The organism is Pseudomonas rhodesiae (assembly GCF_007858255.1).
GTDB lineage: Bacteria > Pseudomonadota > Gammaproteobacteria > Pseudomonadales > Pseudomonadaceae > Aquipseudomonas > Aquipseudomonas rhodesiae.
In genome coordinates this window covers 18,070-40,853 of the sequence record NZ_VFEU01000014.1, presented here as the reverse complement: position 1 = coordinate 40,853, position 22,784 = coordinate 18,070, and the positions used below count along the sequence as shown (strand labels likewise).

Here is a 22,784-nt window from a genome sequence, read left to right as displayed (position 1 = left end):
AAACGGCCGCGACCTGCCAGGCCGATACCACACAAGGAATGTATGCATGTGGCGTGAAATTGCCCCCGACCAGCGGTACAACGTGCAAGTCGATGGCCATAACCTCGTGGTCTACAGCTTTGGCCAGGGCGATGAGGTGCTGTTGTGCCTCAACGGCGGCCCCGGCCTGCCGTGTGACTACTTGCGCGACGCCCATGGCTGGCTCAAGGAGCATAACCTGCGAGTGGTCGCATTCGACCAGCTCGGCACGGGGGCATCAGCCAGACCGACCGATGTTTCCCTGTGGGAAATCCGCCGTTATGTCGAAGAAGTCGAAACCGTGCGCCAGGCCCTGGGCCTGGGCCGCGTGCATCTGCTTGGCCATTCCTGGGGCGGCTGGCTGGGCATCGAATACGCCATTCATTATCCCGATGCGCTCAAAAGCCTGATCCTGGAAAACACCGTCGGCGATATCCCGCACCTGTCCCAGGAACTGGAGCGCCTGCGCGGTGCCCTGGGCAGCGAAACCGTGGCCATGATGCAACGCCACGAAGCCATGGGCACCCTCGATCACCCGCAGTATCAGGCCGCGATCACGTTGCTCAACTATCGCCATGTGTGCCGTCTGGACGAATGGCCCGAGCCGGTCAAGCGCTCCCTCGGCGACTGGAACATGGGGCCTTATGAAACCATGCAGGGCCCCAACGAGTTTCTCTACGTCGGCAACCTCAAGGATTGGAACCGCATCCCTGAAATGGCCGACTTCACGATGCCCATGCTGATCACCACCGGCCAGCACGACGAACTCACGCCGGCCTGCGCCATGCGCATGAAAATGGCGGCCCGGCACGCCGAATTGCATGTCTTCCCCAACAGTAGCCATATGCCGTTCTACGAAGAACCCCAGGCATACTTCCCGGTGCTGTTGGACTTTCTCGCTCGCCATCGAGGCTGACGGATGAACCTGGCGCGTTACCGTTTCGTGCTGTACCGGCCGCTGCAACTGCTGCCGGTGCTGTTTGGCATCAGCGTGATCACGTTCGTGCTGGTGCGCTCGATTCCCGGCGATCCGGCGCGGGCGCTGCTGGGTTCGCGCAGCACACCCGATGCGCTGTTGAAAATCCGCGCCCAGTACGGCCTCGACCAGCCGCTGTGGCTGCAGTATTTCTACTTCCTGAAGAACCTGCTCAAGGGCGATCTCGGCCAGTCGCTGTTATACAAGGTCGATGCGCTGAAACTGATCGTGACCCGGATCGAACCGACCCTGATGCTGGTGCTCGGCAGCGTATTGCTGGCGCTGCTGATCGCGCTGCCGCTGGCCAGCGTGGCCGCGCGGCATAAGGGCGGCTGGGCGGATAACCTGATTCGTGTCTTCACCACCGTCGGCCTGGGCATGCCGGCGTTCTGGCTGGGCTTGATGCTGATCCTGCTGCTCAGCGTGCAATGGGGGCTGTTCCCGGTCTCCGGCTACGGCCGTACCTGGCTGGACAAGGCGCACCACATGGTGTTGCCGTGCTTGACCATCGCCCTGGCGTTGTCGGCGGTGCTGGTGCGCAACCTGCGTGCGAGCATGTTGATGGAGCTGCAGGCCGACCACGTCACCGCCGCCCGGGCGCGTGGGCTGTCGGAGGCGGCGGTGTTTCGTCGGCATGTGTTGCCCAACTCCCTAGTACCGGCGGTCAACTTGCTGGCGGTCAATATTGGCTGGCTGATCAGCGGCACGGTGGTCATCGAAAGCCTGTTCGCCATTCCCGGCATCGGCCAGTTGCTGGTGCGCGGCATCTTTACCCGCGATTACATGGTGGTGCAGGGCGTGGCAATGGTGCTGGCGTGCGCTACCGTGCTGGTCAATTTCGTCGCCGACCTGGTGACCGTCGCCCTCGACCCACGGGTAAAAATGCAATGAGTAGCCGCCCCCTGATTGCCCCGTGGCGCCTGCGGCTACGATTCGGTTTGCGCAATGGCCGGTTGACGGCCGCGTGGGGCCTGCTGATTTTAGGCGTGTGGCTTGGCTTGGCGCTGTTTGCGCCGTGGATCGCGCCGTACGATCCGATTGCGCAGAACACCGATCTGAGCCTGTTGGCGCCCAGTCTGACCCATCCATTTGGCACGGATAACTACGGTCGAGACATCCTTTCGCGTGTTATCTGGGGCGCGCGCATCGATCTGCAATTGGCGGTGGTCGGGGTGATCTTCCCGTTTCTCATCGGCACGTTTATCGGTGCGGTCTCGGGCTATATCGGCGGGCGTTTCGACAGCGTGTGCATGCGCGTGATCGATGTGATTCTGGCGTTCCCGTTCCTGGTGTTGATGCTGGCGATCATGGCGATCCTCGGTCCGGGCCTGAAGAGCTTCTATATCGCCATGGCGCTGGTGGGTTGGGTGTCTTACGCGCGGTTGATCCGCTCGCAGATCCTGGTGCTCAAGGAAAGCGACTTCGCCTTGGCCGCCAAGAGCCTGGGCTTTGGCCACGGGCGCATCCTGTTTCGGCACCTGCTGCCCAATGCGATGTTCGGCTCGATTGTGTTTTCCATGTCCGATGCGGTGCTGGTGCTGCTCAATGGCGCAGCCGTGAGCTACCTGGGCCTGGGGGTGCAACCGCCGACCGCCGAGTGGGGCACCATGGTTGCCGAAGGCCAGGCGTTTATCACCACAGCGTGGTGGATCTGCACTTTTCCCGGCCTGGCCATCGTGACCCTGGCCATGGGCTTCAGCCTGCTGGCCGACGGTGTGGCGCAGATCCTGGGGGACCGCTCATGAGCCTGTTGCAGGTACGCGACCTGAGTGTGATCGCCAACAACGCCGGGCATGACGTGACCCTGGTGGACCGTGTCTCGTTCGACCTGGCCGAAGGCGAGATTCTCGGCCTGGTGGGCGAAAGCGGTTCGGGCAAGACCATGGCCTGTCGTGGCCTGATCCGCCTGCTGCCATCGCCTAACCTGCGCGTGCAGGGCGGCGCGCTGCGCCTGGCCGGTCAGGACCTGCTGGCCATGGGCGAGGCCGACATGCGCGCGGTGCGCGGCGGGCAGTTGGGCATGATTTTCCAGAACCCCAGCAGCCACCTGGACCCTTTGATGCGCGTCGGTGAGCAGATCGCCGAGGGCATTCGGTTGCATCAGGGCGCGTCGAAAAAGGACGCGCGTCGTCAGGCCGTCGAGGTGCTGCGCCAAGTCGGCATTCCCGATCCGCAGGCCCGCGTCGACAACTACCCCCACGAATTCTCCGGCGGCATGCGTCAGCGCGCGATGATCGCCGTGGCACTGGGCTGCAACCCCAAGGTGCTGATCGCCGACGAACCGACCACTGCCTTGGACGTGACCGTGCAGGCGCAGATTCTGCGTCTGCTGCTGGACCTGCGCGACCGGCGCGGCCTGTCGATCATCATGATCACCCACGACCTCGGCGTGGTGGCGCAAACCTGCGACTCCATCGCAGTGATGTATGCCGGGCGTTTGTGCGAGCACGCCAGCAAGTACGAGGTGCTGGCGCATCCACAGCATCCGTACACCGCCGGCCTGATCGACTGCCAGCCGGCCCACAGCAGTGGCCACGCCTTGCTGCGTACCATCCCCGGCCAGCCGCCGTTGCTCGACGCATTGCCCGCCGGGTGCCGCTTCAGCCCGCGGTGCCCGCAAGTGGGCGCGTTATGCACCGAGCAGTTGCCCCATGGCGCGCGGGTGGCGTGCCACTACCCCTTGGGAGACCGCCCATGAGCCTGTTGCAGATCAAGGACCTGGAAGTCCGCTTCGCGGCGTCCGGCAGCGGCGTGTTCGGGCTGAACAAGCAGTGGGTGAGGGCGGTGAACGGTGTGTCGCTGAACCTGGCGGCCGGCGAAACCCTGGGCCTGGTGGGCGAGTCGGGCAGCGGCAAGAGCACCCTGGGCCGGGCGATTCTGCACCTCAACCCCATCAGCGCCGGGCAGGTGGTGTTCGATGGTGTCGACATGGCCCACGCCAGCGCCGTCGACATCACGCGCCTGCGCCATGAAACCGCAATGATCTTCCAAGACCCGTACGCCGCGCTCAATCCACGGCACAGCATTGGCGAGACCCTGGCCGAAGTGTTGCGGGTGCAGCGCAAGGTCGCCGCGTCGCAGATTCCGACGCGGGTCAATGAACTGCTCGACCTGGTGGGCCTGCGACCTGAACTGGCTACGCGCAAACCCGGTGCTCTCAGCGGCGGTCAATGCCAACGGGTCGGCATCGCCCGCGCGCTGGCGGTGGAGCCGCGTTTGATCGTCGCCGATGAATGCGTGGCGGCGCTGGATGTGTCGATCCAAGGCCAGATCATCAACCTGCTGCTGGAACTGCAACAGCGAATGAACCTGGCGATCCTGTTTATCGCCCATGACCTGGCCATCGTGCGGCGCCTGTGCGACCGCGTGGCGGTGATGTATCTGGGCAAGATCGTCGAAGAAGGGCCGGTGGAAGCGGTGTTCAGTGCACCGCGTCATCCGTATACGGCGGCGTTGATCCAGGCGATTCCCGAGATCGACCCGCAGCGGCCATTGCCGACCGAACCCCTGCCGGGCGAGCCGCCAAGCCCACTGAATTTGCCGACCGGCTGTGCCTTCCACCCCCGTTGCCGGCATGCGCGGGCAATGTGTTCCGTGGCGTTGCCGCCTACCCATCACCTGCACGAGCATCGGTACAGTTGCGTGCTTGAAACGCCTTTGCTTTAACCCTCTGCCATTCATGAACAAGGAGTTATGACATGCAATCCCGCCACTTGAAGTTACTCGCCGCCGCCACGTTGACTGCCTGGTCGCTGACCGCCGGTTTCGCCCAGGCCGCCGGTGTGCTCACCATTGGTTGCCGTGAAGACAGCACCACCTTTGACCCGATCAAAAGTGCGCAGAACCGCGATACCTGGGTGTTCGCCAATGTCTACGACACCCTGGTGCGCGTGGATAACCTGGGCACCAAGATGGAACCGGGCCTGGCTGAACGCTGGGACATTTCCAAGGACGGCCTGACTTACACCTTCACCCTGCGCGACGCGAAATTCTCCGATGGTTCGCCGATCACCGCCGCCGACGCCGCCTTCAGCCTGTTGCGCATCCGCGACAACAAAGCCTCGTTGTGGAGCGACCCGTTCAGCCTGATCGACACCGCGAAAGCCGCCGACCCGAAAACCCTGGTCGTCACCCTCAAGACCCCGGCGGTGGCCTTCCTGTCCCAGCTCGCTTCGCCGACGGTGTCGATCCTGTCGGAAAAAGCCATGACCTCCATGGGCGAAGACGCCTACTCGGAAAATCCGGTGACGTCGGGTGCGTTCACTGTGGAAGAGTGGCGCAAGGGCGATCGGGTGATCCTCAAGAAGAACCCGAACTTCTGGCAAGCTAAAAACGTCAGCCTGGACGGCGTGGAGTGGGTCTCGGTGACCGACGACAACACCCGTATGCGCATGGTGCAGAACAACGAACTCGATACCGCGATCTTCGTGCCGTTCTCCCGGGTTGAAGAACTGAAGAAAGACAAAAACGTGGTGGTTCACGCCGACCCATCCACCCGCGAAGATCACCTGCTGATCAACCATGCCCACGGCCTGCTGGCCAAGCCGGAAGTGCGCCAGGCGCTGGACATGGCCATCGATAAGCAATCGCTGGTCAAAACCGTCACGTACGGACAAGGCACCGTGGCCTATTCCTACATCCCAAAAGGCTCGCTGTACCACTACGCCAACAACCTGCAACGCCCCTACGACCCTACCGCCGCCAAAAAGCTGCTGGAGCAGGCCGGCGCCAAGGACTTGAAGCTTAACTATGTGGTCAATGCCGGCAACGAAGCCGACGAGCAGATTGCGGTGATCATCAAGGATCAGTTGGCCAAGGTCGGCGTGACCGCCAACCTGCAGAAGGTCGACCCGACCCAGAGCTGGCAGATGCTGGTGGACGGTGAGTACGATATTTCTGTGATGTACTGGACCAACGACATCCTCGACCCGGACCAGAAAACCACCTTCGTGCTGGGGCACGACACCAACCAGAACTACATGACCCGTTACAAGAACGACAAGGTCAAGGACCTGGTAGCCGCAGCCCGCATCGAAGCTGACCCGGCCAAGCGCGAGCAGATGTATGTGGAACTGCAGAAACTGGCGAAACAGGACGTGAACTGGATCGACTTGTACTACAGCCCTTACATCAACATCTCACGTAAGAACATAAGCAACTTCCTGCAAAACCCGCTGGGCCGCTTCACCCTTGAGGAAGTGGTGAAAAACTAATAATCAGGGAACCGCGCAATGCAAATGTGGCAGGGGGCAAACCCCCTCCCACATTTTGTTCCAGTTGTGTCAGTGGTTACTGGGCATCGAATGCCTGCCCATTCACGCCCGCGCTGTCCGGCCCCATCAAATACAGGTACACCGGCATGATTTCCTCCGGTGCCGGCCTTTCCATCGGGTTTTCCCCCGGATAAGCCTGGGCACGCATGCTGGTGCGGGTGCCGCCTGGGTTGATGCTGTTGGCCCGCACCGCCGCCACATCCTCCAGTTCGTCGGCCAGGGTCTGCATCAAGCCTTCGGTGGCGAACTTCGATACGCCATACGCGCCCCAGTACGCCCGGCCTTTGCGCCCGACGCTGCTGGAGGTGAACACCACCGATGCATCCTGGGACAGCTTGAGCAGCGGCAGCAAAGTGCTGGTCAGCATAAACATCGCATTGACGTTCACATGCATCACCCGCATGAAGTTCTCGCCGGACAACTGTTCGATCGGCGTGCGTGGGCCGATGATCGAGGCGTTGTGCAGCAGGCCGTCGAGGTGGCCGAATTCCTTCTCGATCATCGCCGCCAACTCATCGTATTGATGGGGCAGGGCGGTCTCCAGGTTAAACGGAATCACCACCGGTTGCGGGTGGCCGGCGGCTTCGATTTCGTCATACACCTGGGCCAGGTTGGCTTCGGTCTTGCCCAGCAAGAGCACGGTGGCGCCATGGGCGGCATAGGTTTTCGCCGCTGCCGCGCCAATCCCGCGACCGGCGCCGGTCACCAGGATGACGCGGTCTTTGAGCAGTTCTGGACGTGCGGAGTAATCAAACATAAATAGCCTCGACAGAATTCAACATGTTTCAGCACAAAACTTGAGATCGATGGAGACCCCTTGTGGGAGGGGGCTTGCCCCCGATAACGGTGGATCAGTCAACAAATGCAATGACTGACACATTGCAATCAGGGGCAAGCCCCCTCCCACAGGGGATCTTCATCGGTCAGCTGGATCGGTGAGCCATCAGCAACTGCATAGCGCGTTATCCAGCACCTTGCGCAGTTCCAGCGGGTGATCCACCACCACATCCGCGCCCCAATGGCGCGGGTTGTCATCCGGGTGGATATAGCCATAGGTGACCGCCGCTGTGCGCGTGCCGGCGTCGCGGCCGGACTCGATGTCACGCAGGTCGTCACCCACGAACAGCACGCTGGCCGGGTCGAGGTCGAGCATCTTGCACGCCAGGATCAGCGGCTCGGGGTCCGGTTTGCTGTTCTTCACATGGTCCGGGCAGATCAGCAATGCCGAACGCTCGGCCAAGCCCAGCTGCTGCATGATCGGCTCGGCAAAGCGCACCGGCTTGTTGGTGACCACGCCCCAGATCAGGTTGGCCTTTTCGATGTCCGCCAGCAGCTCGCCCATGCCGTCGAACAGCTTGCTATGGATCGCGCAGCCCTTGAGGTAGCGTTCGAGAAACTCTTGGCGCAGTTCCTCGAAGCCTGGAGACTCTGGGTCCATCGAGAACGTCACCGCGACCATCGCCCGCGCGCCGCCGGAGATTTCATCGCGGATGTGTTGGTCGTTGATCGGCGCCAGGCCTCGGTCGGCGCGCATGGCCTGGCAGATGGCGATAAAGTCCGGCGCCGTATCCAGCAGGGTGCCGTCCATATCGAAGAGAACCGCTCGCAACTTCACAGGCTTACTCCTCGCGCAGGGTCTGGATCATGTAGTTGACGTCGACGTCGTTGGCCAGCTTGTAGTGCTTGGTCAGCGGGTTGTAGGTCAGGCCGATAATGTCCTTGACGGTCAAGCCGGCCTGGCGGCTCCAGGCCCCCAGCTCGGACGGGCGGATGAATTTCTTGAAGTCATGGGTGCCGCGCGGCAGCAGCTTCATGATGTATTCAGCGCCGATGATCGCGAACAGGTAGGCCTTGGGGTTGCGGTTGATGGTGGAGAAAAACACCTGGCCGCCCGGCTTGACCATGCGGAAGCACGCGCGGATCACCGATGACGGGTCCGGCACGTGTTCGAGCATTTCCAGGCAGGTGACCACGTCGAACTGCTCGGGCATCTCTTCGGCCAGGGCTTCGGCGGTGATCTGGCGGTACTCCACGTTCACGCCGGACTCCAACTGGTGCAACTGGGCCACGGCCAGTGGCGCTTCGCCCATGTCGATGCCCATCACCGTGGCGCCGCGCTGGGCCATGGCTTCGCTGAGGATGCCGCCGCCGCAGCCGACGTCCAACACTTTCTTGCCGGCCAGATTGACGCGTTCGTCAATCCAGTTGACTCGCAGCGGGTTGATGTCGTGCAGCGGTTTGAACTCGCTTTCGCGGTCCCACCAGCGGTGGGCCAGGGCTTCGAATTTGGCGATTTCGGCGTGGTCGACGTTGCTCATGGTGCATCCTCTGAATCTGATAAATCGGTGGCCGGTGTTGAACGCGCAGGTTCACCACCGTCGTTATTCGTGCTGCCCGCTGATGCGCCGGCCCCAGGCGACGGCCGTGGCGGTCAACTGTTGCTCATCCATGCGGGTCAATCGCCGGTCGTCGAGCAACTGCTTGCCGGCGACCCAAAGGTGTTTCACGCAATCGCGTCCGGTGGCATATATAAGCTGTGAGACCGGATCGTAGATCGGTTGTTGCGCCAGCCCCGACAGATCGAAGGCGACGATATCCGCCGCCTTGCCCAGCTCCAGCGAACCGATCTCAGTGTCCAGCCCCATGGCGCGCGCTCCGTTGAGCGTAGCCATGCGCAGTGCGCGATGCGCATCCAGAGCGGTGGCCGAACCGGCGACGGCCTTGGCCAACATCGCAGCGGTGCGGGTTTCGCCGAGTAAATCCAAGTCGTTATTGCTGGCGGCGCCGTCGGTGCCGAGGGCCACATTGACGCCAGCCTGCCACAGACGTTCCACCGGGCAGAAGCCACTGGCCAGTTTCAGGTTCGACTCAGGGCAATGGATCACGCTGGTATTGCTTTCTACCAGCAAAACCAGGTCGTCCTCGCTGATTTGAGTCATGTGAACGGCCTGGAAGCGCGGCCCCAACAGCCCGAGGCGGCTCAGGCGCGCCAACGGCCGCTCGCCGGTCTGCTCCACGGCTTGCTGCACCTCGCCGGCGGTTTCGTGTACATGCATATGGATGGCGGCGTCGAGTTCTTCGGCGATTACTCGGATTTTCTCCAGGTTGGCATCGCATACGGTGTAGGGCGCGTGGGGGCCGAAGGTGATATTGACGCGCGGGTGGTGCTTGAGGTCGCCGAACAGCTCGATGCCCTGGCGAATCGCTTCATCGGCGGTGCTGGCGCCAGGGATCGGGAAATCGAGGATCGGAATCGCGATCTGCGCGCGCATGCCGCTGTTGTGTACGCAGTCGCTGGCGACCTTGGGGTAGAAGTACATATCGGAGAAACAGGTGATGCCCCCTTTGAGCTGTTCGGCGATAGCCAGGTCGGTGCCGTCGCGTACAAAGGCTTCATCGACCCACTTGGCCTCGGCGGGCCAGATGTGCTTTTCCAGCCAGGTCATCAGCGGCAGATCATCGGCCAGGCCGCGAAACAGGCTCATGGCCGCGTGCCCGTGGGCGTTGATCAAACCGGGGCTGAGCAGCATGCCCGGCAGCTCGCGCACCTCGGCGGCTTGCAGTTTCAGCGCTGCCGCCCGAGGCCCGATAAAGGCGATGCGCCCGTCGCGGATGCCCAGGCCGTGCTCCCTGAGCACCACGCCGGCGGGCTCCACAGGTACCAGCCAGGTCGGCAACAGCAAGATGTCGAGCGGGGCGGCGGTGGGGGTCATCGCGGGCTTCTTCCTGGGCAGCTATAAAAGAAGCGCGAAGTATACCCGAGCGTCCTGGCTGGCGGATCGCTATAATCGGCGGCTTTTGTTCATGAGTGCGGAGTAAGGGATGCGCGATCGACTGTTGGCTGCGGAGAAAGTGAAGGCCATCGATTGGCGCGACGGCACGCTGCGCCTGCTCGACCAACGCGCTTTGCCGTCCCGCGAGCGTTGGGTCGCCTGCGCCACGGTGGACGAAGTGGCCGCGGCCATCCGTGGGATGGTGGTGCGCGGCGCGGCAGCCATCGGTATCAGCGCGGCCTATGGCCTGGTTCTGGCCGCTCGGGCGCGCATCGCCGAGGGCGGTGACTGGCAGGCCGGGTGGGAAGAAGACTACGCACTGCTCGCCGAGAGTCGTCCGACCGCGTCGAACCTGTTCTGGGCCCTCAAATGCATGCGAGACCGCCTCGACCGTCTCAAGAAACACGCCGATCCGCTGGCTGCGCTGGAAGCCGAGGCCATTGCGATTCATGAAAGCGACCGCGAAGCCAACCTGACCATGGCGCAATTGGGCGTCGACCTGATCCGCAAGCATCAGGGCAATGCCCAGGCCATTTTGACCCACGGCAACGCGGGCGCGCTGGCCACCGGCGGGGTCGGCACGGCGCTGGGGGTGATCCGTGGCGCATTCCTTGAGGGCATGGTCGAGCAGGTCTACGTCAATGAAACCCGTCCTTGGCTGCAAGGTTCACGGCTGACCGCCTGGGAACTGGCGGGCGAGGGCATCCCGGTTACGGTGAATGCCGACTCGGCCGGTGCCCATATCCTCAAGACCAAAGGTGTGACCTGGGTGGTCGTGGGCGCGGACTGCATCGCCGCCAACGGTGATGTGGTCGGCAAGATCGGCACCTATCAACTTGCGGTCTGCGCCATGCATCACGGCGTGCGCTTTATGGTAGTGGCGCCGAGTTCCACCCTGGACCTGATGATGGAGACCGGCGAAGACGTCGCCCTGGAAGAACGCAATGCCGGTGAATTGCTGGAGGTGATGGGGCAGCAGCTGGAGGTCGGCGCCTACAACCCGGTGTTCGATGTGACGCCAGCCGACCTGATCGATGTGATCGTGACCGAAAAAGGCATCGTCGAACGGCCGGATACCGCGAAATTGGCCAAGTTGATGTGCCGTAAGCGGCTGCACTGAGGTTTATGTTGAGGCTGAAATGGTCATCGTGGCAAGCCCCCTCCCACATTTGACTGTGTTCACATTTTCAGTGTGCGAGGGGGCTTGCCCCCGATTGGCTCTAAAAGTCAACAAAACCCTCGGATTCTCCCTCGAAAAATACCACCACCCCACCTCTGAGCCCCTCTCGTCGCCCTCAAGCCTGTCATCCGTCAACTTACTATGCTCCATGCCCATCAAGGGGATAGGTGCGTGGCGGCGATTGTGATAACATCCGGCGGTTTCCAAGGTCACCCCGAGGGGCGGCCTATAACGTGCAGATCCGTGTCATAACTCGTTGATTTGTCGTAAGTCGTTGCCAGGCACTCTGCCGGCAGCGGCGAGCTTCGTTCGTCCCATATGGATGTGACGAAGTTTCACCCGAAAAAGGAATCAGGCTTCTCATGGGCGAACTGGCCAAAGAAATCCTCCCGGTCAATATCGAAGACGAGCTGAAACAGTCCTACCTCGACTACGCGATGAGCGTGATTGTCGGTCGAGCACTGCCTGATGCACGCGATGGCTTGAAGCCCGTGCACCGGCGTGTGCTGTTCGCGATGAGCGAGCTGGGTAACGACTGGAACAAGCCGTACAAGAAATCTGCCCGTGTTGTCGGTGACGTGATCGGTAAGTATCACCCTCACGGCGACACTGCGGTGTACGACACCATCGTACGTATGGCCCAGCCGTTTTCCCTGCGCTACCTGCTGGTAGACGGTCAAGGCAACTTCGGTTCGGTCGACGGCGACAACGCCGCGGCCATGCGATACACCGAAGTGCGCATGACCAAGCTGGCGCACGAGCTGCTGGCCGACCTGCATAAAGAAACCGTGGACTGGGTGCCGAACTACGACGGCACCGAAATGATCCCGGCCGTCATGCCGACCAAGATCCCCAACCTGCTGGTCAACGGTTCCAGCGGTATCGCCGTGGGCATGGCCACCAACATCCCGCCGCACAACCTCGGTGAAGTCATCGACGGTTGCCTGGCCCTCATCGACAATCCTGAGCTGACCGTCGATGAGCTGATGCAGTACATCCCTGGTCCGGACTTCCCGACCGCCGCGATCATCAATGGTCGCGCCGGTATCATCGAAGCCTACCGCACCGGTCGCGGGCGCATTTACATGCGTGCCCGCTCGATCATCGAAGACATCGACAAGGTCGGTGGCCGCCAGCAGATCGTGATCACCGAACTCCCTTACCAGCTGAACAAGGCGCGTCTGATCGAGAAGATCGCCGAGCTGGTCAAGGAGAAGAAGCTCGAAGGTATTACCGAGCTGCGCGACGAGTCCGACAAGGACGGTATGCGCGTCGTGATCGAGCTGCGTCGTGGCGAAGTGCCGGAGGTGATCCTCAACAACCTCTACGCCCAGACCCAGCTGCAAAGCGTGTTTGGTATCAACGTCGTAGCTCTCATCGACGGTCGCCCGCGCATCCTGAACCTCAAGGATCTGCTGGAAGCCTTCGTCCGTCACCGTCGCGAAGTCGTCACCCGCCGTACCGTGTTCGAACTGCGCAAGGCCCGCGAACGTGGCCACATCCTGGAAGGCCAGGCGGTTGCGTTGTCGAACATCGATCCGGTGATCGCGCTGATCAAAGCCTCGCCAACCCCGTCGGAAGCCAAGGAAGCGCTGATCAGCACGCCTTGGGAATCCAGCGCCGTGGTAGCCATGGTCGAGCGCGCTGGCGCCGACTCCTGCCGTCCGGAGAACCTGGACCCGCAATACGGTCTGCGCGAAGGCAAGTACTTCCTGTCCCCGGAACAGGCCCAGGCCATCCTGGAACTGCGTCTGCACCGCCTTACCGGTCTGGAGCACGAGAAGCTGCTGGCCGAGTACCAGGAGATCCTCAACCAGATCGGCGAGTTGATCCGCATCCTCAGCAGCGCGGTGCGCCTGATGGAAGTGATCCGCGAAGAACTGGAGGTGATCCGCGCCGAGTACGGCGATGTGCGCCGCACCGAGATCCTCGATGCGCGCCTCGACCTGACCCTGGGCGACATGATCCCGGAAGAAGAGCGCGTGGTGACCATCTCCCACGGCGGCTATGCCAAGACCCAACCGTTGGCGGCCTACCAGGCCCAGCGTCGTGGCGGTAAAGGTAAGTCGGCTACCGGCGTGAAGGATGAGGACTACATCGCTCACCTGCTGGTCGCCAACAGCCACACCACGCTGTTGCTGTTCTCCAGCAAGGGCAAGGTGTACTGGCTCAAGACCTACGAGATCCCGGAAGCCTCCCGTGCCGCCCGTGGTCGTCCGTTGGTCAACCTGCTGCCGCTGGACAGTGATGAGTACATCACCACCATGCTGCCGGTCGAGGAATACACCGAAGGTCACTTCATCTTCATGGCTACCGCCAAAGGCACCGTGAAGAAGACCCCACTGGAATCCTTCAGCCGTCAGCGCAGCGTGGGCCTGATCGCCCTGGAGCTGGACGAAGGCGACGTGCTGATCTCGGCCGCCATCACCGATGGCGAACGTGAAGTCATGCTGTTCTCCGACGGTGGCAAGGTTACGCGCTTCAAGGAGTCCGACGTACGTGCCATGGGCCGTACCGCCCGTGGTGTGCGCGGCATGCGTCTGCCGGAAGGGCAGAAGCTGATCTCGATGCTGATCCCGGAAGAAGGCAGCCAGATCCTCACCGCTTCCGAGCGTGGTTACGGCAAGCGCACCGCCATCAGCGAGTTCCCGGAGTACAAGCGTGGCGGCCAGGGCGTGATCGCCATGGTCAGCAACGAGCGCAACGGCCGTCTGGTCGGCGCGGTGCAAGTGCTCGACGGCGAGGAAATCATGCTGATTTCCGACCAGGGTACCTTGGTGCGTACTCGCGTGGCCGAAGTGTCGAGCCTGGGTCGTAACACTCAGGGCGTCACCTTGATCAAGCTGGCCAAGGACGAAAAACTGGTGGGCCTGGAACGCGTCCAGGAACCCTCGGAAGTCGAAGGCGAAGAGCTGGAAGGTGAGGCGTTTGAAGGCGAGGTGATCCCGACAGGCGATGACACCGTCGACGAGCCTACCCTCGACGCTGCCGCAGACGAAGAAGAACCGCAGGAATAAGCGGACACACAGGGGGCGGATGAAGATTCGCCCCTTGTTGTTTGTCCCCTATGAAATAACACGTCCTTTGGCTGGACGCGGTCAATGTGGGAGCTGGCTTGCCTGCGATGGCAGCGCCGCGGTATCACTGCGCTACCGAGGTGCCCCTATCGCCGGCAAGCCAGCTCCCACAAGGGTTCGCTCCAGAGAAAGGTTGTTACCGAACATGATTGCAGCCCCACCAGATCAGAGTGAGATTGGATGTGAGCAAGAGAGCCTATAACTTCTGTGCCGGTCCCGCGGCGCTTCCTGAAGCAGTCCTGCAGCGCGCGCAGGGTGAACTCCTCGACTGGCATGGAAAAGGCCTCTCCGTGATGGAAATGAGCCATCGCAGCGATGAGTTCGTGTCCATTGCCACCAAGGCCGAGCAGGACCTGCGCGACTTGCTTGACATCCCATCCAATTACAAAGTGTTGTTCCTGCAAGGCGGCGCCAGTCAGCAGTTCGCCCAGATCCCGCTGAATCTGCTGCCGGAAGACGGCACTGCGGACTACATCGACACCGGTATCTGGGGGCAGAAAGCCATTGAGGAGGCTTCGCGCTACGGCCACGTCAATGTGGCGGGCACCGCCAAGCCTTACGACTATTTCGCGATTCCCGGTCAGAACGAGTGGAAGCTGTCGAAGGACGCGGCCTACGTGCACTACGTACAGAACGAAACCATCGGAGGCCTGGAGTTCGACTGGGTGCCGGAAGTCGGTGACGTCCCGTTGGTGTGCGACATGTCCTCGGACATCCTCTCGCGCCCGATCGATGTGTCCAAATACGGCATGATCTACGCCGGCGCGCAGAAGAACATCGGCCCGAGCGGCATCCTGGTCAACATCATCCGCGAAGACCTGCTGGGCCGCGCCCGTTCGCTGTGCCCGACCATGCTCAACTACAAGGTCGCGGCCGATAACGGCTCGATGTACAACACGCCGCCGGCATTCGCCTGGTACCTGTCGGGCCTGGTGTTTGAGTGGCTCAAGGAGCAGGGCGGTGTGGCTGCCATGGGCAAGCTTAACGAAGTGAAGAAGCGCACCCTGTACGACTTCATCGACGCCAGCGGCCTCTACAGCAACCCGATCAACAAAACGGATCGCTCGTGGATGAACGTACCGTTCCGCCTGGCCGATGATCGCCTGGACAAGCCGTTCCTGGCCGGTGCCGACGAACGCGGTCTGCTCAACCTCAAAGGCCACCGTTCGGTAGGTGGCATGCGCGCCTCCATCTACAACGCTGTCGACATCAACGCGATCAACGCGCTGGTGGCCTACATGGCAGAGTTCGAAAAGGAACACGGCTAATGTCTGAACAAGAACTCAAGGCCCTGCGCGTTCGCATTGACAGCCTGGACGAGAAAGTCCTGGAGCTGATCAGCGAGCGCGCGCGATGCGCCCAGGAAGTGGCGCGAGTGAAGATGGCGTCCCTAGCCGAAGGCGAAGTGCCGGTGTTCTACCGCCCTGAACGCGAAGCCCAAGTGCTCAAGCGCGTAATGGAGCGCAACAAGGGCCCGCTGGGCAACGAAGAGATGGCGCGGTTGTTCCGTGAAATCATGTCGTCGTGCCTGGCCCTGGAGCAGCCGCTGAAAGTGGCGTACCTCGGTCCTGAGGGCACTTTTACACAAGCGGCGGCCATGAAGCACTTCGGCCACGCGGTGATCAGCAAACCAATGGCGGCGATCGACGAAGTGTTCCGCGAAGTGGCGGCCGGGGCGGTGAATTTTGGCGTGGTGCCGGTGGAGAATTCCACCGAAGGTGCGGTCAACCACACCCTCGACAGCTTCCTTGAACACGACATGGTGATCTGTGGCGAAGTGGAGCTGCGTATCCACCACCACTTGTTGGTGGGCGAGAACACCAAGACCGACAGCATCAGCCGCATCTATTCCCACGCTCAGTCCCTGGCTCAGTGCCGCAAGTGGCTGGATGCCCACTACCCGAATGTCGAGCGCGTGGCGGTGTCCAGCAACGCCGAAGCGGCCAAGCGGGTCAAGGGCGAGTGGAACTCAGCGGCGATCGCTGGGGATATGGCCGCGGGCCTGTACGGCCTGACGCGCCTGGCGGAAAAAATCGAAGACCGCCCGGACAACTCCACGCGCTTTTTGATGATCGGCAATCAGGAAGTGCCGCCGACCGGCGACGACAAGACCTCGATCATCGTGTCCATGAGCAACAAGCCCGGCGCCCTGCATGAGCTGCTGGTGCCGTTCCATGATAACGGGATCGATCTGACGCGCATCGAGACTCGGCCTTCGCGCAGCGGTAAATGGACCTACGTGTTCTTTATCGATTTCGTCGGCCATCACCGCGACCCGCTGGTCAAAGGCGTGCTCGAGAAAATCAGTCAGGAAGCCGTGGCACTCAAGGTGCTGGGCTCCTACCCGAAAGCGGTTTTGTGAGGCGTTAACATGAGTGGCAACTTCCTCGCCCTGGCTCAGCCGGGCGTGCAACAACTGTCGCCTTACGTTCCGGGCAAGCCGGTGGACGAGCTGGCGCGCGAGTTGAACCTGGATCCGGCCAACATCGTCAAGCTGGCCAGTAACGAGAACCCGTTGGGCCCAAGCCCCAAGGTGTTGGCGGCGATTCGTGAAGAGCTGGCGGAGCTGACCCGTTATCCGGACGGCAATGGCTTCGCACTCAAGTCCTTGTTGGCGGAACAATGCCGGGTGGAACTGAACCAGGTGACCCTGGGCAACGGCTCCAACGACATTCTTGAGTTGGTAGGCCGTGCTTATCTGGCCCCGGGCCTGAATGCGGTGTTCAGCGAGCACGCGTTCGCGGTCTACCCGATCGTGACTCAGGCCGTTGGTGCCGAGGCGCGGGTGATTCCAGCCAAGGAGTGGGGGCATGACCTGCCGGCCATGCTGGCGGCCATCGACGCCCAGACCCGCGTGGTATTTATCGCCAATCCGAACAACCCCACCGGCACCTGGTTCGGTGCCGAAGCCTTGAACGACTTCCTGCAGGACGTGCCGGAGCATGTGCTGGTGGTGCTGGACGAAGCCTACATCGAGTACGCCGAAGGCAGCGACCTGCCGGACGGCCTGGATTTCCTCGCGGCGTATCCGAACCTGCTGGTGTCGCGCACGTTTTCCAAGGCCTATGGCCTGGCGTCGCTGCGGGTGGGCTATGGCCTGTCGAGCGCGGTGGTCGCCGATGTGCTGAACCGCGTGCGCCAACCGTTCAACGTCAACAGCCTCGCCCTGGCGGCGGCCTGTGCGGCGGTGAAGGATGTCGACTACCTGGAAGAAAGCCGTCGCCTCAATGAAAGCGGTATGCAGCAGTTGCAGGATGGCTTCCGCGCATTGGGCCTGGGCTGGATTGCGTCCAAGGGCAACTTTATCTGTGTCGATCTGGGCCAAGTGGCTGCGCCGATATTTCAAGGGTTGCTGCGCGAAGGTGTGATCGTGCGCCCGGTGGACAACTACGGGATGCCGAACCACCTGCGTATCACCATCGGCTTGCCGGCTGAAAACAGTCGCTTCCTGGAGGCGTTGGCCAAGGTTCTGGCCCGTGGTTGATGTCACTGCATTGCAACCTGCTGTGCCTATGATCGGTCGCCTGGTGGTAGTGGGTCTGGGCTTGATCGGCGGTTCCTTCGCCAAGGGCCTGCGTGAAAGCGGGCTGTGCGGTGAAGTAGTGGGCGTCGACCTGGACCCGCAATCGCGCCAACTGGCCGTTGAGTTGGGCGTGGTGGATCGCTGTGAAGCCGACCTGGCGCTCGCGTGTAAAGGTGCTGACGTGATCCAGCTCGCCGTGCCCATCCTGGCCATGGAAAAGCTGCTTGCAGTGCTGGCTCAGATGGACCTGGGGCAAGCGATCCTGACTGATGTCGGCAGTGCCAAGGGCAATGTGGTGCGCGCGGCGCAACGGGCCTTTGGCGGCATGCCCGCGCGCTTCGTGCCTGGGCATCCGATTGCCGGCTCCGAGCAGAGCGGGGTGGAGGCGTCGAATGCGCAGTTGTTCCGCCGGCATAAGGTCATCCTGACGCCGCTTGAGCAAACGGATCCAGCGGCCTTGGCGGTGGTGGATCGTCTGTGGCGCGAGCTAGGGGCGGATGTGGAGCATATGCAGGTCGAGCGGCACGATGAAGTGCTGGCGGCGACCAGTCATTTGCCGCATTTACTTGCCTTTGGCCTGGTGGATTCGTTGGCCAAGCGCAACGAGAACCTTGAGATTTTCCGTTACGCCGCCGGAGGTTTCCGCGATTTCACGCGTATTGCCGGCAGCGACCCGGTGATGTGGCACGACATCTTCCTGGCTAATCGCGAGGCGGTGTTGCGCACCCTGGACACCTTCCGCAGCGATCTCGACGCTTTGCGCGATGCGGTCGACGCCGGGGATGGCCATCAATTATTGGGCGTGTTCACCCGTGCGCGGGTGGCGCGTGAACATTTCAGCAAGATCCTGGCTCGCCGGGCCTATATGGAAACCGCTGTGAACGCCGATGCGTTGACCTTTCTCGCCAATCCAGGTGGCCGCCTCAGTGGGCGTATCCGGGTGCCCGGGGATAAGTCGATCTCCCATCGCTCCATCATGCTGGGCTCATTGGCCGACGGCGTGACCGAAATCGAAGGCTTTCTTGAAGGCGAAGATGCCCTGGCGACCTTGCAGGCGTTTCGCGACATGGGGGTGGTGATCGAAGGTCCGCACCATGGTCGCGTGAGCATCCATGGGGTGGGGCTGCACGGTCTGAAACCTGCGCCCGGGCCGATTTATCTGGGTAACTCCGGCACATCCATGCGCTTGCTCTGTGGGTTGCTGGCTGCGCAAAGCTTCGACAGCGTATTGACTGGCGACGCGTCGCTGTCCAATCGCCCGATGAACCGCGTGGCCGAGCCGCTGCGTGAAATGGGCGCGCAGATCGAAACCGGCCCGCAAGGGCGACCACCGTTGACTATTCGCGGTGGCCAGTCCCTGAAGGGTTTGACCTACACGCTGCCGATGGCCAGCGCCCAGGTTAAATCCTGCCTGCTGCTGGCCGGTCTGTATGCCAATGGCAAGACCGCGGTGACTGAACCGGCGCCAACCCGTGATCATACCGAGCGTATGTTGCGCGGCTTTGGTTATCCCGTGGCGGTGGACGGGGCGACGGCATCGGTTGAATCCGGCCATGCGCTCAAGGCGACCCATATTGAAGTACCGGGAGATATCTCGTCGGCGGCGTTCTTTATGGTGGCGGCTTCAATTGCGGAGGGTTCCGAGCTGGTGCTGGAGCATGTTGGCATCAACCCGACACGCACCGGCGTGATCGATATCCTGCGGCTGATGGGCGCGGATATCACGCTGGAAAATCCCCGTGAAGTGGGGGGCGAGCCAGTAGCCGACCTGCGGGTGCGTGCGGCTGCGCTGACGGGTATTGAAATCCCCGAGGCCCTGGTGCCGTTGGCGATCGATGAGTTTCCAGTATTGTTTATCGCGGCGGCGTGCGCTGAAGGGCGAACCGTTTTGCGCGGCGCGCAAGAGTTGCGGGTCAAGGAGTCCGATCGTATCCAGGTCATGGCCGACGGTCTGTTGGCGCTGGGCGTGAAGTGTGAAGCCACCCCTGATGGGCTTATCATTGACGGCGGCCCGATGGCGGGGGGTGAGGTTCATGCCCATGGGGACCATCGCATTGCCATGGCCTTTAGTGTGGCTGGGTTGCGGGCGGCTGCGCCGATTCATATCCATGACTGCGCCAATGTTGCTACGTCTTTTCCGAATTTTCTTACACTGTGTGCCCAAGTCGGCATCCGTGTTGCCCAAGAGGCTCAATTGTGAATATCAAAGCACCGGTGATAACCATCGACGGGCCAAGCGGTTCGGGTAAAGGCACGATCGCCGGCATCCTGGCAAAGCGCCTTGGCTGGGGCCTGCTGGATTCCGGCGCGCTGTATCGCTTGCTGGCGTTCGCCGCGCGTAACCACGGGGTCGACCTGACCAATGAAGCGTTGCTGACCCAGCTTGCTGCTCATCTGGATGTGCAATTCATCGCCGCGACAGACGGTCAACTGCAGCGCATCATTCTGGAGGGCGACGAAGTCAGTGATGCCATTCGCACTGAAGATGTCGGCTCCGGAGCGTCCCAAGTGGCGGCGTTGCCGGCCGTACGGGATGCACTGCTGCAGCGCCAGCGGGCGTTTCAGGAGCCCCCGGGCCTGGTCGCCGATGGGCGCGATATGGGCACTGTGGTATTTCCCGAGGCGCCGCTGAAGATTTTTCTGACGGCCAGCGCCGAGGAGCGGGCGCGCCGCCGCTACTTGCAGTTGAAGGGCAAAGTCGATGGTGTTAGTCTGTCGAGTCTGCTAGATGAGATCCGTGCACGCGATGAGCGTGATACCCAGCGCGCAGTAGCCCCGCTCAAACCGGCGGCCGATGCCATACAGCTGGATTCCACGGAGTTGTCCATCGAGCAGGTGCTGGAACGCATCATGAGCGAGATCGCCATTCGCGATATCGCCGGGTGACCAAGAAGGCTGCAGGGGACCAGTCATAGTCCTGCGGTGCTTCTTTTAATTGAAACTGACCCACACCGTCTGGGGTGTGGAGATGGGCGTATTCTTCGCCCTTATCAACAGGAATTAAAATGAGCGAAAGCTTTGCGGAACTCTTTGAAGAAAGCCTAAAAACCCTGAACCTTCAGGCAGGCTCCATCATCACCGGTGTTATCGTTGATATCGATTACCAAGCTCGCTGGGTAACCGTTCACGCTGGTCTGAAGTCTGAAGCTCTGATCCCGCTGGAACAGTTCTACAACGATGCTGGTGATCTGACAATCAATGTCGGTGACGAAGTTCACGTTGCTCTGGACTCGGTTGAAGACGGTTTCGGTGAAACCAAGCTGTCCCGTGAAAAAGCCAAGCGCGCTGAATGCTGGATTGTTCTCGAAGCAGCCTTCGCAGCTGAAGAAGTGGTCAAGGGCGTTATCAACGGTAAGGTTAAAGGCGGCTTCACTGTCGACGTTAACGGCATCCGTGCGTTCCTGCCAGGTTCTTTGGTCGACGTTCGTCCAGTGCGCGACACCACGCACCTGGAAGGCAAAGAACTCGAATTCAAGGTCATCAAGCTCGACCAGAAGCGCAACAACGTTGTCGTTTCCCGTCGCAGCGTACTGGAAGCAGAGAACTCCGCCGAGCGTGAAGCTCTGCTGGAATCCCTGCAGGAAGGCCAACAAGTCAAAGGTATCGTCAAAAACCTCACCGATTACGGCGCATTCGTCGATCTGGGTGGCGTCGATGGCCTGCTGCACATTACCGACATGGCTTGGAAGCGTATCAAGCATCCTTCCGAAATCGTCAATGTTGGCGACGAGATCGATGTCAAGGTTCTGAAGTACGATCGTGAGCGCAACCGCGTTTCCCTGGGCTTGAAGCAGCTGGGCGAAGATCCATGGGTTGCTATCAAAGCACGTTACCCAGAAGGCACTCGCGTGACCGCGCGTGTTACCAACCTGACCGACTACGGCTGCTTCGCTGAGCTGGAAGAAGGCGTGGAAGGCCTGGTGCACGTTTCCGAAATGGACTGGACCAACAAAAACATCCACCCTTCGAAAGTCGTACAAGTCGGCGACGAAGTGGAAGTTATGGTTCTGGACATCGACGAAGAGCGTCGTCGTATCTCCCTGGGCATCAAGCAGTGCAAATCTAACCCATGGGAAGATTTCTCTGGCCAGTTCAACAAGGGCGATAAAATCTCCGGCACCATCAAGTCGATCACCGATTTCGGTATCTTCATTGGTCTGGACGGCGGCATTGACGGCCTGGTTCACCTGTCCGACATCTCCTGGAACGAAGTGGGCGAAGAAGCTGTTCGTCGTTTCAAGAAGGGCGACGAGCTGGACACCGTTATCCTGTCGGTTGACCCAGAGCGCGAGCGCATCTCCCTGGGTATCAAGCAACTGGAAAGCGATCCGTTCTCCGAGTACGTTCAAGAGAACGACAAAGGCGCAATCGTTAAGGGCACTGTGAAAGAAGTTGACGCTAAAGGCGCCATCATCACTCTGGCCGACGATATCGAAGCGACTCTGAAAGCCTCCGAAATCAGCCGTGACCGCGTTGAAGACGCGCGCAACGTTCTGAAAGAAGGCCAGGAAGTAGAAGCCAAGATCATCAGCGTTGACCGCAAGAGCCGCGTAATCCAACTCTCCATCAAGTCGAAAGACGAAGTGGAAGAGAAAGAAGCTATCCAGAGCCTGAAATCGGCTCCAGAAGCTGCACAAGGCGAGACCACCATGGCCTCCCTGCTGCGCGAAGCAATGGCTAAGCAGAACTAAGTTCTGTAAAAGCTGTAGGAAAAGGGCGACTTCGGTCGCCCTTTTTTGTGCGCGAAGAGTAACCAGCTTGGCTGTGCTGGCTTTGTTGGTGAGTGGAGGTAAAGCCCTCCTACACGCGCGGCAAGGGTAAATCTTAGGCAGAGACAATGGGGGGGGCGTGGATGACTGCGAATCTAAAGGAGGTCTGAGACAAAATGCTTGTCTAACGAATAGGAAGCATACAGAAATTGCATAGTGAGGTAAGGCGGTGAAAATTGTTAAGCACGGTACCTG

At 61.2% G+C, this 22,784-nt stretch carries 18 protein-coding genes; 14 read left to right on the top strand and 4 right to left on the bottom strand.

What is annotated here, in order from left to right; all coding sequences use genetic code 11:
* The first annotated feature begins 46 nt into the window (after positions 1-46).
* Genes FIV35_RS19425 through FIV35_RS19400 form a run of 6 tightly spaced genes read left to right on the top strand, consistent with a single transcriptional unit; the run spans position 47 to position 6,207 of the window.
* Positions 47-934 carry a proline iminopeptidase-family hydrolase gene (locus FIV35_RS19425; RefSeq protein ID WP_034096522.1) on the top strand — a complete coding sequence of 296 codons (888 nt, stop codon included), beginning with the start codon at positions 47-49 and terminating at the stop codon, positions 932-934.
* Positions 935-937: 3 nt separating this feature from the next.
* Positions 938-1,885, top strand: coding sequence for an ABC transporter permease (locus tag FIV35_RS19420; protein WP_034096523.1), 948 nt, complete (start codon positions 938-940; stop codon positions 1,883-1,885).
* Positions 1,882-2,739 carry an ABC transporter permease gene (locus tag FIV35_RS19415; RefSeq protein WP_034137434.1) on the top strand — a complete coding sequence of 286 codons (858 nt, stop codon included), beginning with the start codon at positions 1,882-1,884 and terminating at the stop codon, positions 2,737-2,739. Before FIV35_RS19420 ends, FIV35_RS19415 begins: the two co-directional genes overlap by 4 nt.
* On the top strand, positions 2,736-3,692 hold the full coding sequence (locus tag FIV35_RS19410; protein ID WP_034137435.1) for an ABC transporter ATP-binding protein: 957 nt from the start codon (positions 2,736-2,738) through the stop codon (positions 3,690-3,692). The genes FIV35_RS19415 and FIV35_RS19410 overlap by 4 nt, the downstream gene beginning before the upstream one ends.
* Positions 3,689-4,660, top strand: coding sequence for an ABC transporter ATP-binding protein (locus tag FIV35_RS19405; protein WP_034137436.1), 972 nt, complete (start codon positions 3,689-3,691; stop codon positions 4,658-4,660). Before FIV35_RS19410 ends, FIV35_RS19405 begins: the two co-directional genes overlap by 4 nt.
* Positions 4,661-4,692: 32 nt before the next feature.
* Positions 4,693-6,207 (top strand): ABC transporter substrate-binding protein, encoded by a 1,515-nt coding sequence (locus tag FIV35_RS19400; RefSeq protein WP_034137437.1) that lies wholly within the window; start codon positions 4,693-4,695, stop codon positions 6,205-6,207.
* Positions 6,208-6,283: 76 nt separating this feature from the next.
* Here the strand turns inward: FIV35_RS19400 and FIV35_RS19395 are convergent, their stop codons facing one another.
* The 4 genes from FIV35_RS19395 to FIV35_RS19380 form a co-directional block, all read right to left on the bottom strand.
* A complete protein-coding gene (locus FIV35_RS19395) occupies positions 6,284-7,024 on the bottom strand; it encodes a YciK family oxidoreductase (RefSeq protein ID WP_034137438.1) in 741 nt (246 codons plus the stop codon).
* Between the two features lie 186 nt (positions 7,025-7,210).
* A complete protein-coding gene (mupP, locus tag FIV35_RS19390; protein WP_034137439.1) occupies positions 7,211-7,882 on the bottom strand; it encodes an N-acetylmuramic acid 6-phosphate phosphatase MupP in 672 nt (223 codons plus the stop codon).
* A gap of 4 nt (positions 7,883-7,886) precedes the next feature.
* Positions 7,887-8,585 carry a bifunctional 2-polyprenyl-6-hydroxyphenol methylase/3-demethylubiquinol 3-O-methyltransferase UbiG gene (ubiG, locus tag FIV35_RS19385; protein ID WP_010211967.1) on the bottom strand — a complete coding sequence of 233 codons (699 nt, stop codon included), beginning with the start codon at positions 8,583-8,585 and terminating at the stop codon, positions 7,887-7,889.
* 63 nt (positions 8,586-8,648) lie between these two features.
* A complete protein-coding gene (locus FIV35_RS19380) occupies positions 8,649-9,980 on the bottom strand; it encodes a TRZ/ATZ family hydrolase (RefSeq protein WP_034137440.1) in 1,332 nt (443 codons plus the stop codon).
* 109 nt (positions 9,981-10,089) lie between these two features.
* On the opposite strand from FIV35_RS19380, the gene mtnA reads away from it, so the two are divergent.
* The 8 genes from mtnA to rpsA all read left to right on the top strand — a co-directional run bounded on the left by mtnA (position 10,090) and on the right by rpsA (position 22,511).
* On the top strand, positions 10,090-11,160 hold the full coding sequence (gene mtnA, locus FIV35_RS19375) for an S-methyl-5-thioribose-1-phosphate isomerase (RefSeq protein ID WP_034137441.1): 1,071 nt from the start codon (positions 10,090-10,092) through the stop codon (positions 11,158-11,160).
* A 422-nt stretch (positions 11,161-11,582) separates the two neighbouring features.
* Positions 11,583-14,237, top strand: coding sequence for a DNA gyrase subunit A (gyrA, locus tag FIV35_RS19370; RefSeq protein WP_034137442.1), 2,655 nt, complete (start codon positions 11,583-11,585; stop codon positions 14,235-14,237).
* A 242-nt stretch (positions 14,238-14,479) separates the two neighbouring features.
* Complete coding sequence (gene serC, locus FIV35_RS19365) at positions 14,480-15,565, top strand: 3-phosphoserine/phosphohydroxythreonine transaminase (RefSeq protein ID WP_034096533.1); 1,086 nt, start codon at positions 14,480-14,482, stop codon at positions 15,563-15,565.
* The gene (gene pheA / locus FIV35_RS19360; protein WP_034096534.1) at positions 15,565-16,659 is read left to right on the top strand and encodes a prephenate dehydratase; all 1,095 of its coding nucleotides are present in this window, start codon (positions 15,565-15,567) and stop codon (positions 16,657-16,659) included. The genes serC and pheA overlap by 1 nt, the downstream gene beginning before the upstream one ends.
* Before the next feature lie 9 nt (positions 16,660-16,668).
* Positions 16,669-17,781 carry a histidinol-phosphate transaminase gene (gene hisC, locus FIV35_RS19355; RefSeq protein WP_034137443.1) on the top strand — a complete coding sequence of 371 codons (1,113 nt, stop codon included), beginning with the start codon at positions 16,669-16,671 and terminating at the stop codon, positions 17,779-17,781.
* A 28-nt stretch (positions 17,782-17,809) separates the two neighbouring features.
* Positions 17,810-20,020 (top strand): bifunctional prephenate dehydrogenase/3-phosphoshikimate 1-carboxyvinyltransferase, encoded by a 2,211-nt coding sequence (locus tag FIV35_RS19350; RefSeq protein WP_034137444.1) that lies wholly within the window; start codon positions 17,810-17,812, stop codon positions 20,018-20,020.
* Positions 20,017-20,706 (top strand): (d)CMP kinase, encoded by a 690-nt coding sequence (cmk, locus tag FIV35_RS19345; RefSeq protein ID WP_034096537.1) that lies wholly within the window; start codon positions 20,017-20,019, stop codon positions 20,704-20,706. The genes FIV35_RS19350 and cmk overlap by 4 nt, the downstream gene beginning before the upstream one ends.
* Before the next feature lie 119 nt (positions 20,707-20,825).
* On the top strand, positions 20,826-22,511 hold the full coding sequence (gene rpsA / locus FIV35_RS19340; protein ID WP_034096538.1) for a 30S ribosomal protein S1: 1,686 nt from the start codon (positions 20,826-20,828) through the stop codon (positions 22,509-22,511).
* Positions 22,512-22,784: the final 273 nt, after the last annotated feature.